The sequence below is a fragment of the Bradyrhizobium sp. Pa8 genome (genome assembly GCF_052588265.1).
On sequence record NZ_CP176767.1, the window covers coordinates 4,229,195 to 4,244,386 of the forward strand.

18 protein-coding genes are annotated in these 15,192 nt (G+C 65.6%); 8 read left to right on the forward strand and 10 right to left on the reverse strand.

All coding sequences use genetic code 11. The features are described 5' to 3' along the window. Nucleotides 1-2: 2 nt before the first annotated feature. The 8 genes from ACKWRH_RS19020 to gmk all read left to right on the forward strand — a co-directional run bounded on the left by ACKWRH_RS19020 (nt 3) and on the right by gmk (nt 7,913). Nucleotides 3-1,028 carry a fatty acid desaturase family protein gene (locus ACKWRH_RS19020; RefSeq protein ID WP_445221836.1) on the forward strand — a complete coding sequence of 342 codons (1,026 nt, stop codon included), beginning with the start codon at nt 3-5 and terminating at the stop codon, nt 1,026-1,028. 171 nt (nt 1,029-1,199) lie between these two features. Then, complete coding sequence (gene fabD / locus ACKWRH_RS19025) at nt 1,200-2,159, forward strand: ACP S-malonyltransferase (protein WP_445221837.1); 960 nt, start codon at nt 1,200-1,202, stop codon at nt 2,157-2,159. A 12-nt stretch (nt 2,160-2,171) separates the two neighbouring features. Then, nucleotides 2,172-2,909 (forward strand): 3-oxoacyl-[acyl-carrier-protein] reductase, encoded by a 738-nt coding sequence (gene fabG, locus ACKWRH_RS19030; RefSeq protein WP_028147729.1) that lies wholly within the window; start codon nt 2,172-2,174, stop codon nt 2,907-2,909. A gap of 319 nt (nt 2,910-3,228) precedes the next feature. Further along, nucleotides 3,229-3,468, forward strand: coding sequence for an acyl carrier protein (locus ACKWRH_RS19035; RefSeq protein WP_008130699.1), 240 nt, complete (start codon nt 3,229-3,231; stop codon nt 3,466-3,468). Nucleotides 3,469-3,577: 109 nt separating this feature from the next. Then, nucleotides 3,578-4,843, forward strand: coding sequence for a beta-ketoacyl-ACP synthase II (gene fabF, locus ACKWRH_RS19040; protein ID WP_445221838.1), 1,266 nt, complete (start codon nt 3,578-3,580; stop codon nt 4,841-4,843). 125 nt (nt 4,844-4,968) lie between these two features. After that, complete coding sequence (gene mltG / locus ACKWRH_RS19045) at nt 4,969-6,246, forward strand: endolytic transglycosylase MltG (RefSeq protein WP_445221839.1); 1,278 nt, start codon at nt 4,969-4,971, stop codon at nt 6,244-6,246. A gap of 116 nt (nt 6,247-6,362) precedes the next feature. Continuing rightward, nucleotides 6,363-7,250: a YicC/YloC family endoribonuclease gene (locus ACKWRH_RS19050; RefSeq protein WP_445221840.1), complete on the forward strand. Its 888-nt coding sequence runs from the start codon at nt 6,363-6,365 to the stop codon at nt 7,248-7,250. 3 nt (nt 7,251-7,253) lie between these two features. Then, the gene (gene gmk / locus ACKWRH_RS19055) at nt 7,254-7,913 is read left to right on the forward strand and encodes a guanylate kinase (RefSeq protein ID WP_445221841.1); all 660 of its coding nucleotides are present in this window, start codon (nt 7,254-7,256) and stop codon (nt 7,911-7,913) included. On the opposite strand, the gene ACKWRH_RS19060 is transcribed toward gmk, so the two are convergent. The 10 genes from ACKWRH_RS19060 to ACKWRH_RS19105 all read right to left on the reverse strand — a co-directional run bounded on the left by ACKWRH_RS19060 (nt 7,846) and on the right by ACKWRH_RS19105 (nt 15,187). Further along, nucleotides 7,846-9,111: a hypothetical protein gene (locus tag ACKWRH_RS19060; RefSeq protein ID WP_445221842.1), complete on the reverse strand. Its 1,266-nt coding sequence runs from the start codon at nt 9,109-9,111 to the stop codon at nt 7,846-7,848. The two genes, gmk and ACKWRH_RS19060, sit on opposite strands and share 68 nt — an antisense overlap. Nucleotides 9,112-9,262: 151 nt before the next feature. After that, complete coding sequence (locus ACKWRH_RS19065) at nt 9,263-9,766, reverse strand: hypothetical protein (protein ID WP_445221843.1); 504 nt, start codon at nt 9,764-9,766, stop codon at nt 9,263-9,265. A gap of 28 nt (nt 9,767-9,794) precedes the next feature. Beyond that, entirely contained in the window at nt 9,795-11,141 is a 1,347-nt protein-coding gene (locus tag ACKWRH_RS19070; RefSeq protein ID WP_445221844.1) for a caspase family protein, read from the reverse strand. Between the two features lie 598 nt (nt 11,142-11,739). Continuing rightward, complete coding sequence (locus ACKWRH_RS19075; protein WP_445221845.1) at nt 11,740-11,916, reverse strand: hypothetical protein; 177 nt, start codon at nt 11,914-11,916, stop codon at nt 11,740-11,742. Between the two features lie 36 nt (nt 11,917-11,952). Then, nucleotides 11,953-12,144 carry a hypothetical protein gene (locus ACKWRH_RS19080; RefSeq protein ID WP_282522325.1) on the reverse strand — a complete coding sequence of 64 codons (192 nt, stop codon included), beginning with the start codon at nt 12,142-12,144 and terminating at the stop codon, nt 11,953-11,955. 106 nt (nt 12,145-12,250) lie between these two features. Beyond that, the gene (locus ACKWRH_RS19085) at nt 12,251-12,466 is read right to left on the reverse strand and encodes a DUF6894 family protein (RefSeq protein WP_445222437.1); all 216 of its coding nucleotides are present in this window, start codon (nt 12,464-12,466) and stop codon (nt 12,251-12,253) included. 48 nt (nt 12,467-12,514) lie between these two features. Continuing rightward, entirely contained in the window at nt 12,515-13,225 is a 711-nt protein-coding gene (locus tag ACKWRH_RS19090) for a Crp/Fnr family transcriptional regulator (protein WP_445221846.1), read from the reverse strand. 263 nt (nt 13,226-13,488) lie between these two features. Continuing rightward, entirely contained in the window at nt 13,489-13,722 is a 234-nt protein-coding gene (locus ACKWRH_RS19095) for a hypothetical protein (protein WP_445221847.1), read from the reverse strand. Between the two features lie 74 nt (nt 13,723-13,796). Next, nucleotides 13,797-13,958, reverse strand: coding sequence for a Flp family type IVb pilin (locus ACKWRH_RS19100; RefSeq protein ID WP_445221848.1), 162 nt, complete (start codon nt 13,956-13,958; stop codon nt 13,797-13,799). 170 nt (nt 13,959-14,128) lie between these two features. Continuing rightward, complete coding sequence (locus ACKWRH_RS19105; RefSeq protein WP_445221849.1) at nt 14,129-15,187, reverse strand: alcohol dehydrogenase; 1,059 nt, start codon at nt 15,185-15,187, stop codon at nt 14,129-14,131. Nucleotides 15,188-15,192 lie beyond the last annotated feature (5 nt).

The following is a 15,192-nucleotide window of genomic DNA, read 5'->3' on the forward strand; positions in this document are numbered from 1 at the left end:
CCATGACCGCACTTCGCATGCGTGCCCGCGATTTCCTGACCGACGACCAACTCGCCGACGTGCGCCAGCGCGTGACCTGGAAAGGCGTCGCGCTGATCGCCCACGCCTGGGCACTCATTGTCGCAGCGATCGCTTTGGTCGCGTGGTGGCCCAACCCGATCACCTACATTCTCGCCGTTGCCATCATCGGTTCGCGCCAGCTCGGGCTCGCGATCCTGATGCATGACGGCGCGCATGGCTGCCTGTCCGCTGACGAGAAGACCAATCTGGCCCTGAGCCAATGGTTCTGCGCCTATCCTCTCTTCGCGGAGACGCGCAGCTATCGGCGCTACCACCTTCAGCATCACGCGCGCACCCAGCAGGAGGACGACCCCGATCTCGTGCTGTCGGCGCCGTTTCCGATCACCAGGCTGAGCTATCGCCGCAAGTTCATTCGCGACATCACCGGGCAGACCGGCTACCAGCAGCGCAGGGCGCAACTGCTCAATGCGCTGGGGCCGAAGGACTGGACGTTGCGGCAGCGCGCTGCGCATTTCTGGGAGAAGCTCGGCCCGCAATGCCTCGCCAATGCCGCGATGTTCGCAGCGCTCGCGGCAGCCGGCGTATGGTGGGCCTATCCGCTGCTATGGCTGGTGCCGCTGTTGACCTGGATGATGGTCATCACCCGCATCCGCAACATCGCCGAGCACGCCGTCGTGCCCGACAGCAGCGATCCCTTGCGCAACACCCGCACCACGCATGCGAATGTCCTCGAGCGGCTGTTCATCGCGCCGTACTACGTGAACTATCACCTCGAGCATCATCTCTTGTTCTACGTGCCCTGCTACAATCTGCCGAAGGTGCATCGCCTGCTGAGTGCGAGCCGGCACGCCGGCCGCATGGAGGTGCAGCCGGGCTACGCCGCGGTGCTGCGGCTGGCGACCGCGAAACCGGACCGGGATGACCGGCCGGGGCAGCTCGTGAACAGCGCGCGCCGCGCGCAGGCAGGGGCGGCGGTCGACGCCAATCAGACCAATGGTGGATTCTAGGGCCAGCATTCCCCGTTGAATCCCGGGCGAAGTTCCTATCTTGGCTTGACATTCCGGCCCCGGACAGTGTCTACGGCCCCCTTTGGAGCATGATCCGGAACCATGGCCTAAGGCCGTGCGTAATCGGCTGCCGGTTCTCGCAGGGATCACGCCCGACAAGCAGGGAGCGCCATGACGGCAGCATTCACATTTCCGGGGCAGGGGTCCCAGGCGGTTGGCATGGGCAAGGCCCTGGCCGACGCCTTTCCGGTGGCGCGCGCCGTGTTCGACGAGGTCGATGCCGCGCTTGGGGAGAAGCTGACGGCGATCATCTGGGATGGTCCGGCAGAAACGCTCCAGCTTACCGAGAACGCCCAGCCGGCGCTGATGGCGGTATCCGTCGCCACCCTGCGCGTGCTGGAGGCCGAAGCCGGGTTTTCCGTGGGGCGGGACGCGGCCTTCGTCGCCGGCCACTCGCTCGGTGAATATTCGGCGCTGGCTGCGGCCGGTAGCCTGACGATCTCGGATACCGCGCGGTTGCTTCGCACCCGCGGTCTCGCAATGCAAAAAGCCGTGCCGGTCGGCGCCGGCGCGATGGCCGCTCTCCTTGGTCTCGACTATGAGGCCGCCATGGAGGTCGCAGGCGAGGCGGCACAGGGCCAGGTCTGCCAGGCCGCCAACGACAATGGCGGCGGGCAGGTGGTGGTCTCCGGCGACAAGGCTGCGGTCGATCGCGCCGTCGAGATCGCCAAGACCAAGGGCGCCAAGCGCGCAATGCTGCTGCCGGTGTCCGCACCGTTCCATTGCAAGTTGATGCAGCCCGCCGCCGACGCCATGGCGGAGGCGCTGGCGAAGGTCACGATCAAGGCGCCGGCGGCGCCGCTGGTGTCGAACGTGCTGGCGAGCGCCATCGCCGATCCCGACGAGATCCGTCGCCGCCTGGTCGAGCAAGTCACCGGCACGGTGCGCTGGCGCGAGTCGGTTGCCTATATGGCAGGGCAGGGCGTCAACCGCTTCTTCGAGATCGGCGCTGGCAAGGTGCTGTCTGGTCTCGTCAAGCGCATTGCGGACGGCGCTGTCGGCGTGTCGGTCGGTGGTCCGAACGACATTGCCGCTGCCAAGGATGCATTGGCCGCTGCGAAGCAGGCCTGAAGGAGTTTTTCAATGTTCGACCTGACTGGCAAAAAGGCGCTTGTCACCGGCGCGACCGGCGGCATCGGCGGCGCGATCGCGCAGGCGCTGCACGCGCAGGGTGCTACCGTTGCGATTTCCGGAACGCGCAAGGAAGTGCTGGATGAGCTTGCCGGCAAGCTCGGCGAGCGTACCCATGTGCTGCCCTGCAATCTCTCCAAGGCCGACGAGGTCGAGGCGCTGGTGCCCGCGGCGGAAGCCGCGATGGGGCAGGTCGACATTCTCGTCGCCAATGCCGGCATTACCCGCGACAATCTCTTCGTCCAGCTCCGTGACGAGGACTGGGAGGAGGTCATCAACATCAATCTGACCTCGACCTTCCGCCTGGCGCGCGCCGCGACCAAGCTGATGATGCGCAAGCGCTTCGGCCGCATCATTGCCATCACGTCGATCGTCGGCGTCACCGGTAATCCCGGGCAGGGCAACTACACGGCTTCGAAGGCCGGCCTGATCGGCATGATCAAGACGCTCGGTGCCGAATACGCCAAGCGCGGCGTGACCGCGAACTGCATCGCGCCGGGCTTCATCAAGACGCCGATGACCGATGCGCTCAACGACAAGCAGCGCGAGACGATTCTGGCCAAGGTTCCGGCCGCCCGCCTGGGGACGCCGGAGGACATCGCAGCCGCCGCCGTCTACCTGAGTTCGAACGAAGCCGCCTACGTCACGGGACAAACCATCCACGTCAACGGCGGCATGGCCATGATCTGAGCCATGATCTGACGTCTCCTTCCGCACTGCCCACAAGGGCGGTGCGGAATGCGGCAAACGGCCGTTTCCGGTGCGAAATGAGGCTTGTAGTCAAGGCAGTTGAAGTATGATAACCGGACGCTCAACGGATGGGCAAAGAACGCCATTGCAGGTTTTTGAAACCCTGTATATTGGCGATGCGGAGCCTTGGCCGTCTCGCCGGGCCTGCATCGGTTAAGATGGGGCCAATCAAAGTTCGTAAGCGAAGGCAGTCAACGACCACGACGGCTCGTATCGTCCCGGGGGGTCGGGTCTACAGGGAACAACACGAGGTTATGCAATGAGTGACATTGGCGAGCGGGTTAAGAAGATCGTGGTCGAACACCTTGGTGTTGAACCCGAGAAGGTTGTCGACGCTGCGAGCTTCATCGACGACCTCGGCGCCGACAGTCTGGACACCGTCGAACTGGTGATGGCGTTCGAAGAAGAATTCGGTTGCGAGATTCCGGACGACGCCGCGGAGACGATTCTCACCGTCGGCGACGCCACGAAGTTTCTCGAGAAGAACGCGAAGAGCTAAGGCTCTTCTATTTTCGCGGGGACAACATTGAAACCGGACGGGCCGCTGACCAGCGGTCAGCCGGTTTCTTGTTATTGGCCGTGAATCTTTCGATGCGGAGTTTTCGGACATGAGGCGGGTTGTCGTCACTGGTCTCGGCATGTTGTCGCCGCTCGGCTGCGGCGTCGAACCGACCTGGAAACGCATCCTCAACGGCGAAAGCGGCGCGCGCAGGATCGAGAGCTTCGATGTCTCCGATCTCCAGACCAAATACGCCTGCACCGTCGTGCGCGGCGACGGCACGAACGATACTTTCAATCCCGATATCTGGATGGAGCCGAAGGACCAGCGCAAGGTCGACGACTTCATCATCTTCGGCATGGCCGCAGCCGGCCAGGCGCTCGATGATGCCAACTGGCATCCCGAGACCGAAGAGGACAAGTGTGCGACCGGCACCATGATCGGTTCCGGCATCGGCGGCCTTACCGGCATCGCCGAAACCGCGATCCTCCTGAAGGAGCGCGGACCGCGCCGGGTGTCGCCGTTCTTCATTCCGGGCCGCCTCATCAATCTTGCCTCCGGCTACGTCTCGATCGCGCACGGCCTGAAGGGGCCGAACCATTCGGTGGTGACGGCCTGCTCGACCGGCGCGCATGCGGTGGGCGACGCCGCCCGCCTGATTGCGCTGGGCGACGCCGACGTCATGGTTGCCGGTGGCGCCGAGTCGCCGATCAGCCGTATCGGCATTGCCGGCTTCAACGCCGCGCGCGCTCTCTCGACCGGCTTCAACGAAACGCCCGAGAAGGCATCGCGTCCCTACGACAAGGACCGCGACGGCTTCGTGATGGGCGAGGGCGCCGGCGTCCTCGTCCTGGAAGAACTCGAGCACGCCAGGCGCCGCGGTGCCAAGATCTACGCCGAGGTGATCGGCTACGGTCTTTCGGGCGATGCCTATCACATCACCTCGCCGTCGCCCGATGGCGATGGCGGCTTCCGCAGCATGTCGGCAGCGCTCAAGCGCGCCGGCCTCACGGCATCCGATCTCGACTACATCAACGCCCACGGCACCTCGACACCGCTCGGCGACGAGATCGAGCTCGGTGCGGTCGAGCGGCTGCTCGGCAACGCCGCTTCCAAGGTCGCGATGTCCTCGACCAAATCCTCGACCGGCCATCTCCTTGGCGCCGCCGGCGCGATCGAGGCCATCTTCGCCATTCTCGCGATTCGCGATAATGTCGTGCCGCCGACCATCAATCTGGACAATCCGTCGGTCGAGACTGCGATTGATCTCGTGCCGCACATTGCGAAGAAGCGCGAGGTCAACGTCGCGTTGTCGAATTCTTTCGGTTTTGGCGGTACCAACGCGTCGGTGATCTTCCGCCGCCTGGTTCATTAGTTTGCGTTTGAAGCGAATCCACCGTTTTGCCGTATTCGGCGATAGTCATACCCCGTGGGCGCGTGCATTGGCTCGACAAGCGATTGTCTGGCCGCGATTGAACCGGCAGGATTCAGGTTGTTTCGATGAGTGAAAGGCCGCCCATTTCGCCCCGGAGTCCGCGGGCAGCGCTGGAGCCCGAGCAGGTTCCGCCGCCGCCGAGGCGATCGGACCGGGCGCGCAATCCCTTCGTGATCGTCGGCAACGCCATCATCACCCTTCTGCTGATCGCCATGCTCGGCGCCGGCGGCGTCTACTATTACGGCCGGCAGGTGCTCGAGGCGGCGGGGCCGCTGAAGGAAGACAAGATCGTCAACATCCCGCAGCGGGCCGGGAAGCGCGACATCGCCGAGACGCTGAACCGGGAAGGCGTGACCGACGTCAATCCCTGGGTGTTCATCGCCAGCGTCGCCGCGCTGAAGGCGAGCTCGGACCTGAAGCCGGGTGAGTATTCGTTCCAGAAGAACGCCTCCTTGCGCGACGTCATCGCCACCATCGTCGAGGGCAAGGTGGTGCAGCATTCCGTCACGATCCCGGAAGGCCTGACCTCCGAGCAGATCGTGGCGCGGCTGTCCGACAACGACATCTTCACCGGCAGCGTCCGCGAATTGCCGCGTGAAGGCACGCTGCTGCCAGAGACCTACAAGTTCCCGCGCGGGACCCCGCGTGATCAGGTGATCCAGCGCATGCAGCAGGCGCACAAGCGCGTGCTGGCCGAGATCTGGGAGCGCCGCAGCCAGGACAGTCCGGTGAAGTCGCCGGAGCAACTGGTGACGCTGGCCTCGATCGTCGAGAAGGAGACCGGCAAGCCGGACGAACGCAGCCGTGTCGCTGCCGTATTCGCCAACCGGCTCAAGCAGAAAATCAAGCTGCAGTCCGATCCGACCATCATCTACGGCCTTGTCGGCGGCAAGGGTACGCTCGGCCGTCCGATCAAGCGCAGCGAGATCACGCAGCCTTCGCCCTACAACACCTATGTGATCGAGGGACTGCCGCCCGGCCCGATCTCCAACCCCGGCCGCGCCTCGCTGGAAGCCACCGCCAACCCGGCCCGCACCCGCGACCTCTATTTCGTCGCCGACGGCACCGGCGGGCATGCCTTCACCGAGACCTACGACGCGCACCAGAAGAACGTCGCCAAGCTGCGCGCGATGGAGAAGCAGATCCAGAACGACACGGTGGAGCCGGCCGAGGATGCGCAGCCGCCGGCGGCCGCCGCACCCGGCGCTGCCGCGGATCCGCCGACCGCGACCACGCCTGCGCGGCCCAATCAGCAGAAAAAGCCGCCAGCCGCTCGCCCCGCCAATCCCGCGCCCGCCCGCCAGGGCTCGGTGCAGCCATCACCGCCGGTGGTCCAGCGTTAGGTTGGCTGCAGACCTGCCTGCGGGACTTTGCGGATTCCATTTTCCTGCAAAATAGTCTTAAGATTCGCGTGGCCTGATGGCCTCGCGAATCCTGTGTGTCCGGAGAAATTGACCTGATGGCGCTGTCGTCCATGACCGGCTTTGCCCGAAGCCACGGCGCTAGCGGGCCGTATACGTTCGAATGGGAATTGAAGTCGGTCAACGCCAAGGGCTTTGACCTCAGGGTGCGGTTGCCGCAGGGGTTCGACGAGCTCGAGGCCCACGCCAAGAAGCGCGCCGGCGAGCTTCTGTCGCGCGGCACGGTCTACGCCAATCTCAACGTCAAGCGCGCCAACGCCGCAGCCTCCGTCCGCGTCAACGAGGACGTGCTCAATGCCGTCCTGAAGGCGGCCACGATGATCGCCGGCAAGGTCGACGCGGTCGCGCCGAGCGTCGACGGCCTGCTCGCCATCAAAGGCGTCGTCGAGGTCGCCGAGCCCGAGGGGGACGAGGAGGAGGACAAGGCCGCGCGTGCCGCTGCCGCGGAGGCCTTCGACAAGGCACTCGCCGATCTCGTCGAGATGCGCAAGCGCGAGGGCACGTCGCTCGGGCAGATCCTGACCCAGCGGGTCGACGAGGTCGAGGTGCTGGCGAGGAAGGCGGAAGCCGCGCCGGGCCGCAAGCCCGAGGCGATCAAGGCGAGGCTCGCCGAGCAGATCGCAACCCTGCTCGACACCTCCGACCGTTTCGATTCCGACCGCCTGATGCAGGAGGCGATCCTGATCGCCACCAGGGCCGACATCCGCGAGGAGCTCGACCGCATCGCCTCCCACATCGCGCAGGCGCGCGAGCTGATCGGCAAGGGCGGCCCGATCGGCCGCAAGCTCGACTTCCTGGCGCAGGAGTTTCACCGCGAAGTCAACACCTGCTGCTCAAAGTCGAACGACATCGAGCTGACCAATACGGGCCTGGCCATGAAGAACGTGGTCGAGCAATTCCGCGAACAGGTCCAGAATCTGGAGTGATCGATGACGACGGGCGGTCACGGAACTGACGGTGTCGAGCGGCGTGGATTGATGTTCGTGCTGTCCTCGCCGTCGGGCGCGGGCAAGACGACGCTGTCGCGTCTGCTGATCGAGCGCATGCCCGGCCTTCGGATGTCAGTCTCCGCGACCACGCGGGCGATGCGGCCCGGCGAGGTCGACGGCCGCGACTATCTGTTCGTCGACAAGGCCAGGTTCGACGCGATGGTGAAGGGCGACGAGTTGCTGGAATGGGCGACGGTGTTCGACAACAGCTACGGCACGCCGCGTGCGCCGGTCGAGGCGGCGCTGTCGGCCGGGCAGGACGTGCTGTTCGACATCGATTGGCAGGGCACGCAGCAGCTTCGCGAGAAGGCGCGCGCGGACGTCGTCAGCGTGTTCATCTTGCCGCCCTCGGCCGCCGATCTCGAGAAGCGGCTGCATTCGCGCGCGCAGGATTCCGACGAGGTGATCCGCAAGCGCATGAGCCGCGCCAGCCACGAGATGAGCCACTGGGCCGAGTACGACTACATCGTCATCAACTACGCGGTCGACGAGGCGTTTGCCGAGGTGCAGTCGATCCTGAAGGCCGAGCGGCTTAAGCGCGAGCGGCGGACTGGCCTCGTTGGTTTCGTGCGAGGTTTGCAAGGCCAGCTTCAAGGTTAGGCTTCGCGAGGCGCGGTCCTTCCTGCGCCAGCCGTTCCAGCATCGCCGTGATCACGTCGACGTCGACGGCGTCCTCGATCTGCACATCGTCATCGCGATCGACCGACTCTTTGTCATTGATGTCGTTGGCCGCGAGCCGGGGGCCCGATGCCTCGATCTCGAACTCTCCTTTGAACATGTCGGCCTCGTCGAGCTCTGCGACCTCGTGGCGGGCTTGGGGCGCCCGCTGATCGACGACATCGATCGCGCGATCGATCGCCTTGAGCTGCGCGGCCTTGGGCTGCGCGGCTTCGCGCTGGGCAGCTTGGGGACGCGCGGCATCGAAATCCACCGGGCGCGGCTGCTGCGCGCGCGGCGCGGCAGTCGGCGTCGCCTGGAGCCAGGGCGCGCGGCCGTCGTCGTGCGACTCCCGATTGTCCCAGTTGACGCGGCGATGGTCAGCGGCCTGGACGCGGACGCGTCGTCCGCCCGCAAAGCGATAGACGATGCTGGCGAGGAGGCCGGCGAGCGCCAGCGCGCCACCGATCACGAGCAGCAGCGTCTGGAGCGAGCCGGTGGCTTTATCGGTGGTGGCATCTGCCGCGGCAAGCGCGACCGGGGCGGGGGATTTTGACGGCTTTGCGCTCGGCGGCGCGGGCGAGGCAACAGGAGCGGGCGCAGCTTGCGGCGCGGGCGACGTGGCCGCGGCGGAGGCATCGGGCCAGCGCGTGGCGACCGCGGGCTGCTGCGCGTTGCTGTCGGCGGAGGGAGTGGCAGCTTGTTGCATCAGTGCCGGTTTCGCTGGCGCGGGCGCATTCGGCGTCGCCGGCGCGGCATTGCCCTGCGGCGTCAAATATTCGGCGCGTGCGTCCTGCACCGGGCGCTGCTGCGGTGCTGCTGAATCTGCCGTCGGTAGATCGGGCGCAGGCGCAGCCTGCGCGGTCTGCACGGCCTTGGCGCTATCCTTGGCGCTATCCTTGGCGCTGTCCTTGCCGCCTGCGGCGCGCAGATACCAGCATTGCCGCTTGGTTCCGCGCTCCACGCGATAGTACCAATGCTGCCCCTGCGGCGCGACGCCCTTTGGCGAGCCGAGGCAGTCGCTGGCGGCATTTGCCGTGCTCGTTGCCTCCGGCGCATTCTGCGACACGGCGGCCAGTGGTGCGCCGGCAATGATGCTGCCGACAAGCGCAGATATGAACTTCGCGGTGCGGTTGCCCATCCTGGTCTCCCGATTACGCATGACGCAACTCGTTACCTTCCCTTTGTCATCAAAGACTTGGGTGGCAATGAGCCGCAAATCCGGAGAGGATGTGGCTTGAATCGGGCCTGCGCGGCGTTCGTTCCGCCGCGAATTCAGGCGTTTTCGAGGGCTATTGCTTCGCCGAACTCCAGGTTCCGCCGCAGCCGTCGGAGCGGCGCCAGGTTCCGGAACCAGCGCGGCCCGAGAGCCGACCGGTGCTGGTAAAGGTCACGCCCTGGCCCTGGCCGGACGTGCTGACCGAGCCGCTCGGGCTGACGGTTCCGCGAACGCCTTCGCCGATGATCTTGCCCGAGCTCACGACGACGGCGCCGCTCGTGCTGCCGCCGCAACCAATGCTGATGACCGCCCAGGCACCGTCGAAACCACCGCCGCCACCGCCACCTCCGCTTCGCCGAGGCGACGAGCGTTCCTCGGTCGCCGGCTTGCTCCGGCGTGAGGGCGCGGCCGGTTCGGCCGAGCGGCCTGAAGAATCCTGGCGCGAGCCGGACAGCGATTTCTCGTCATTGCCGATCGAGCCGCCGGCGCTGCCGGACTGCGAGAAGGCGGACGACGAGGCGAGGGCGAGGTTGAGGAGGGACGCAAGGGCGATCGTACGGACGACGGCATTGGGCATGAGGAAACAATCCGAAATGAAAAAGGTATCAGCGGCCGGAGCCGTCGGCGCAGACGGATCCGATAATGCGGCAAGCTTTGCCAGCCTTGCCGCATTCGTCAAGCGCGGCGTCCTTCGCGCGCTGCACGTTGTCGCGCTGGACCAGCGACCAGGACTTGTCCGAGATCGCGAACGCGCCGCAGCTTTTGCCGTAGAAGGAGAGCTCGATCGGACATTTGGCGCCGGCGCAATTGCCCCGCGCATCCGCCACCGCCGCGCGCCGCGAGGCGTGGTTCCACGATATGCCCCATTTGCTGCTGTCGGGCCCGTACACGATCGAGCCCCACGGCTTCAGATCCTCCATCTTGCGCATCCGGAGCAGCAGGCCTTCGGTCGCTTCGCCCGTCGGCGCCATCGAGATCCGCTGCTGGAGCTTCGTGATCGCACGGGTCAGTCCATCGGGCGTGTCAGGATCGAAATTGAGCTCGTAGAGCCGCTCGCTCAATTCGCTCAGCAGCGCGGCATCGCGCAGCGGCACGCGATCGGGATCGGCGCGCAGCCGATCCGCCGGCAGCGGGTCGGGCTGCATCGCCGCGACCTGCGGCGGCGGGCTTTGTGTCGGCGGCACGAAATAGAAGGTGCCGTCGATCGGCGAGGACGACACCCAGGGCTGCTGCGCGCCTGATGTGGCGCGCTTCACGGCGAGGCCGACCTGGTTGAAGGTCTGGAACACGTCGAGGCCGGCGGTCCGGACCGTCGCCGCCAGCGCCTTGGTGTAGGGGCTGTGGCCGTCGCTGCCGTCCTGCGCGACGTTGCCGGGCTGCGTCGCGTAGGAGATCAGCGTGCCCTCCGGCGCGCGCATCTGTGCGAGGCCGCCGTCGGAGGATCGCAGGCCGCGCGAGCCAAACGGGTTGTTGCGGCAGGCGTCGAGGATCACGAGGTTGAGGCGCGTGCCCGATCCCTGCATCTGCCGCAGCACGAGGTTGACGTCGGTCATCTGGAAATCGACATCGGCCTCGCGCGTCGGATTGGCGCCGACAGGCACGAGATAGTTGGAGCCGGCGACCTGCACGCCGTGGCCGGCGTAATAGAACAGCGCGACGTCGGCGCCCTGGACCTGCCGGCCAAAGCTCTGCACCGCGATGTCCATCGCGCCCTTGTCGAGATCGAGCTGGGCGCGCCCGCCGACCAGCGTGAAGCCGAGCGCGCCAAGCGTCTCCGCCATCAGGCTCGCGTCCTTGGACGGGTTGTCGAGCGGCGTGATGTTCTTGTAGGCGGAGTTGCCGACGACCAGTGCAATGCGCTTGTCGGCCGAGGCCGGCGCCGCCCCGGCGACAAGCAGGGCTGCGGCCAGCGCCGCCAGCCCCACGACGCGATTGAAAACCCTCGCGCGCATGAAAACCCCCAAAGCGAAAAATCTTCAAGGCAATGAGGCCAATCTACCAGCCCGGTGCCCCGGCGAAAAGCGGTGCGACATTCTGTGCAGGGTAGTCGCGTAGGAGCGTTACAGGCTGTCGTGCCTTTTCCGGCCATCCACGTCCCTGTGTCGCGTGGCGAGGCGTGGATGGCCGGGACAAGACCGGCGTCGGCCAAGTGATGGGTTTCGCAAGGGCTCGATCCACCCCACGGACCACGCACGCAGGCCGGAATGATGAGGAATGGATCTATCTTTCGATACGCGTAGGTACGAAGGTGGCGAGGGCGCGAAAGCCTACTTCCACACCCGCGCAAGCGTGATCGCCAGACACCCCAGTGCCGTGCTGATGAGTCCCACCATCGCGTAGGACTGCGCGAACACGCCGGTCTGAATGAAGACCTGGCAGGCGATGGCGCTGCAGATTGCGGCCAGCAGCAGGCAGGCGCAGCCGACGATGATCGACAGATAGTGTATCGCGGTTGCGACGGGCCTTGCCGGTGATGCGGGATCGTTCGTGCAGGGTTACAACGGCGCGGCCGGCGGCGGGTTCCTCCGCCGCGGCGTGCGCGCAAGACCATCAGGCGCGGGCGCAGCAATCGACGAGTGCGCGCCAGATGCGCTTGACTTCGATGGTCCGCTGCAGCTCAAGGACGTGGTTCTCGTTTGCAGGAGACGATATTTCCTCCAGTCGTGATTGACGTGGTGCGATCCAGCGCTCGGATATCGGATCGTACCATTTGCCGAGATTGACCAAGTTCGTGTCTCCTCTCTTCGATCCCCCTGGTCTTGACTATCCCATGCGCCTGTTCGTGGTGTTCTGGGTGATGTTGCCGTGCTCGGCCTGCTCGCGAATGTTCTGCTTCTCGTCGTCGCGATGGCCCTTGGTGGTGTCGAGCGGAACTGACGGCGCGCTGCCGGGACCCTTGTGGCTCTGGTTCTCCTCCGGAACAGGCTTGACCGTTTTCGTCAGCGGCTTCGTCATGGGCTTTGACTCCGTCGTTGCCTCACGAGATGCCAACGCACGGGACATTCGCGGCGTTCCAACCGGTGGCCTGATGTGATCGGTGCGGAGGCGACGGGAAGGGCTGTCAGCGAAACCGCCGTGTCACCATTGCGAGCACGAAGACAGGCTCGCTTCCGTCAAACACGCTGAGCGTCCAGCTGTCGCCGGGGCGCAACGCATGCTCGACGTCGCGGGAGAGGCGGACGGCTTCGCGCCAGGCAGCCTCGTCGTCGAGGAGCGTTTCACCGGTCGTGTCGGTGTGAGGTTGCTGGCCCTCGAAATGAAAGAAGTACCGCGGCATGTCGGGCAATGCGGGTCACGCAAATATGTTCCGGCTGCGCGGACTGTTCTAGCCCGCCGCGCGTCCCAGCACTTCGCGAAAGTGCTTCTTCACCGCGCCGTTGCAGGTGCAGGCGCTCGTCTCGAGCGCCGGCGCATCGAGAATCAGGATGGCACCGCGGCGGGTCGCGAGGATGCGTCTGGCCTTGAACGTCTGGATGACGCGGCTGGCATAGCTGCGGGAGACGCCGAGCATGCCGGCGAGCTGCTCATGGGTGAGGCGGATTTCGTCGCTGCCGATATGCTCCCGGGCCGCGATGATCCATTTCGCCGCGCGTTGCTCGATCGAATGCGCCGCGTTGCAGGCCGCGGTCTGGAGCAGCTGTGCGAACTGGCAGGCTGCGTAGCGCGAAAAAATCTCATGTAGGCTGGGCGATCGCTGCTGCGCCTGCTCGAGCGCGCGCAGCGGCAGGCGAACCAGCGTGCCGCCGACCTTCACGACGACGCGGGAAAAGGCCAGCGACGGGCTGCGACCTGCGGAAAGGCCGACCCCGCCCTCGCGGCCCACCAAGAGACTTTCGACCTCGCGGTCATCCTCAACCGGCACCGCGAACGATACGAACGCAGGGCCGCAGGGGAAGTGGACGACGGAGATGCCGTCGCCGGCGTGATGCAGAACGTGGTTCGCGGCGAGCTCGACCGATTGCAGGTGAGGTGCGAGCAGTTCGAAATCCTGGGCGCTGAGCGTTCGCAGCAGATCGTTCCTGGGCCGGCCGGTCACGCTTCTTGTCTCTGGGCTCTTCGTTGGCCGGGAATCGGCGTCTCTGGGAAAAACCCTACGTTTCCGCGCAGGAACCGACAGTTCCAAAGTGAACACAAGTGTTTGCGGGAAACCGAAAAGTTCGCAGCAGCGTGGCGTCGCGCCGTCCGGCGTTGCCCGCAGGACACGCTGCGAACTTTGTTCTCACCCGGAGAACTACGGAATTTCGAACTGAGGCGGGTCCCCTGTTCAGGAGTGAACGGCGCGTGTGAGGCGGCAGGCTCTTATCCGAGACGGATCTGGCGTTCGGCCGGGCGGCTTTGGGCCACCTGCTTGCGGTAGGCATCGATCGCCTTGTTGGCGAGCATCAACTGCCGGCGCTCACCTTTCCTGACCTGCGCTTCGATGGCATCCAGGATGATGTTCGCGCTCTCGTCCGGAGGACCGAGCTCGCCGCTCTGCTCCAGGAAGCTCCAGGCGATGAAGAACGCGCTTTCGACGGTGCAACGAATGGACATGCGCTGCCAACGCGGTGTGGCCGCAGCCGTTCCGCGCGCAGCGACCTGCTTCCAGTGAGCGGGCAGGGTTCGCGCTACTTCAACGAGGAGCTGATCGAGCCGAATTTCAACTTCAACGAGGAGCCGAGATTGTTGATCACGGCGATGATCGCGAGCGCGATGCCGGCTGCGATCAGGCCGTATTCGATCGCAGTGGCGCCGGTCTCATCGGCCAGGAAGCGGCGGATGGTCTGCATGGCCTCACCAGAATTCCAAAGAGAGAAAGCTGGCGAGGACTTTAGTTCGCGACGTGCCGGTTCCCCTATTTGGAACCGGGGCTTGCGTCAATTCCGGGTTAATTCGGCGGAGGAAAACGCGGCGGCGAGACCCCATCCCGCCGCCAAGCCTGTCCGGATTTCCCTGCGCGTCAGTTCTTCAGCACGATGCGGCCGACGACCTTGCCGGCGCGCAGCTCGTCGATCCATTTCTGGACGTCGCCCATCGGCTCCTCGCGCATCGGCGTCGGCTTGATCTTGCCGGCGCGGGCAAGCGCCATCAGCTCCTGGGCCTCGGTGAGCGTGCCGACCATGAAGCCTTCGATGGTCATGCGCTTGTAGACCCACTGCACCATCGGCAGCGTGAACTGGCCGCCCATCAGGCCGGAGACGACGATCTTGCCGCCCCGCGCTGCGACGGCCACCGCAAACGCCATCGACTTCTCGTTGCCGGCGAAGTCGACGATCTCGTCGAAGCCGCCCTCGGTCTCTTTCAGGATGCGCTTGATTACGTCGGGCTCGGCCGGATCGTAGGCGCCGGCTGCACCGTTCTTCAGCGCGGTGTCGCGCGCTGCCGGAGAGAGATCGGCGACCGTGATCGGCTGCTTGAACATGGCCTGCGCGAACGACAGGCCCATCATGCCGACGCCGCCCAGTCCGATCAGTAGCAGATTGCGCTGGCGCGGACGGTCGACCAGGCGCTTGAGCGCGCCATAGGCGGTCACGCCGGAACACATCAGGGTCGCGGCCTGGTTGACGGGCAGGGGATCGTAGTCGAGCAGGTACTTTGCGTCGGGCACCAGCACGTGCGTAGCGAAGCCGCCGTCGATGGAGACGCCGAGGAAGCGCTGCTTCGCACAAAGATTTTCGTCGCCATTGGCGCAGTCGCGGCACTGGCCGCAGCCGATCCACGGGAAGACCGCCTTCTTCGCTCCGACCAGCCCGGCCGGTACGTCAGGGCCGACTTCGTCGACCACGCCCGCGATCTCGTGGCCGAGCGTGAAGGGCAGCGTCATGCCGCGCGTGGTGTCGAGCTTCTTGCCGCCGCCGAGATCAGCATAGCCGTCCTGGATGTGCAGGTCGGAATGGCAGAGGCCGCAGCGCTCGATGCGCACCAGCACCTCGGCGCCTTTCGGCTTCGGCGTGTCGACGATGGTCTCGCACAAGGGCCCATCGAACTTGACCAGGGACTGCCGACGCATCAACGCCATATTCC

What these genes read in the sequence shown, in the direction of transcription:
- ACKWRH_RS19095 (WP_445221847.1), bottom strand. Translation starts at nt 13,722, where the DNA reads ATGTCCATTCGTTGCACCGTCGAAAGCGCGTTCTTCATCGCCTGGAGC.
- ACKWRH_RS19105 (WP_445221849.1), bottom strand. Translation starts at nt 15,187, where the DNA reads ATGGCGTTGATGCGTCGGCAGTCCCTGGTCAAGTTCGATGGGCCCTTG.
- ACKWRH_RS19020 (WP_445221836.1), top strand. Translation starts at nt 3, where the DNA reads ATGACCGCACTTCGCATGCGTGCCCGCGATTTCCTGACCGACGACCAA.
- ACKWRH_RS19070 (WP_445221844.1), bottom strand. Translation starts at nt 11,141, where the DNA reads ATGCGCGCGAGGGTTTTCAATCGCGTCGTGGGGCTGGCGGCGCTGGCC.
- ACKWRH_RS19085 (WP_445222437.1), bottom strand. Translation starts at nt 12,466, where the DNA reads ATGCCGCGGTACTTCTTTCATTTCGAGGGCCAGCAACCTCACACCGAC.
- fabF (WP_445221838.1), top strand. Translation starts at nt 3,578, where the DNA reads ATGAGGCGGGTTGTCGTCACTGGTCTCGGCATGTTGTCGCCGCTCGGC.
- ACKWRH_RS19035 (WP_008130699.1), top strand. Translation starts at nt 3,229, where the DNA reads ATGAGTGACATTGGCGAGCGGGTTAAGAAGATCGTGGTCGAACACCTT.
- fabG (WP_028147729.1), top strand. Translation starts at nt 2,172, where the DNA reads ATGTTCGACCTGACTGGCAAAAAGGCGCTTGTCACCGGCGCGACCGGC.
- ACKWRH_RS19065 (WP_445221843.1), bottom strand. Translation starts at nt 9,766, where the DNA reads ATGCCCAATGCCGTCGTCCGTACGATCGCCCTTGCGTCCCTCCTCAAC.
- ACKWRH_RS19100 (WP_445221848.1), bottom strand. Translation starts at nt 13,958, where the DNA reads ATGCAGACCATCCGCCGCTTCCTGGCCGATGAGACCGGCGCCACTGCG.
- ACKWRH_RS19080 (WP_282522325.1), bottom strand. Translation starts at nt 12,144, where the DNA reads ATGACGAAGCCGCTGACGAAAACGGTCAAGCCTGTTCCGGAGGAGAAC.
- ACKWRH_RS19050 (WP_445221840.1), top strand. Translation starts at nt 6,363, where the DNA reads ATGGCGCTGTCGTCCATGACCGGCTTTGCCCGAAGCCACGGCGCTAGC.
- ACKWRH_RS19060 (WP_445221842.1), bottom strand. Translation starts at nt 9,111, where the DNA reads ATGGGCAACCGCACCGCGAAGTTCATATCTGCGCTTGTCGGCAGCATC.
- fabD (WP_445221837.1), top strand. Translation starts at nt 1,200, where the DNA reads ATGACGGCAGCATTCACATTTCCGGGGCAGGGGTCCCAGGCGGTTGGC.
- mltG (WP_445221839.1), top strand. Translation starts at nt 4,969, where the DNA reads ATGAGTGAAAGGCCGCCCATTTCGCCCCGGAGTCCGCGGGCAGCGCTG.
- gmk (WP_445221841.1), top strand. Translation starts at nt 7,254, where the DNA reads ATGACGACGGGCGGTCACGGAACTGACGGTGTCGAGCGGCGTGGATTG.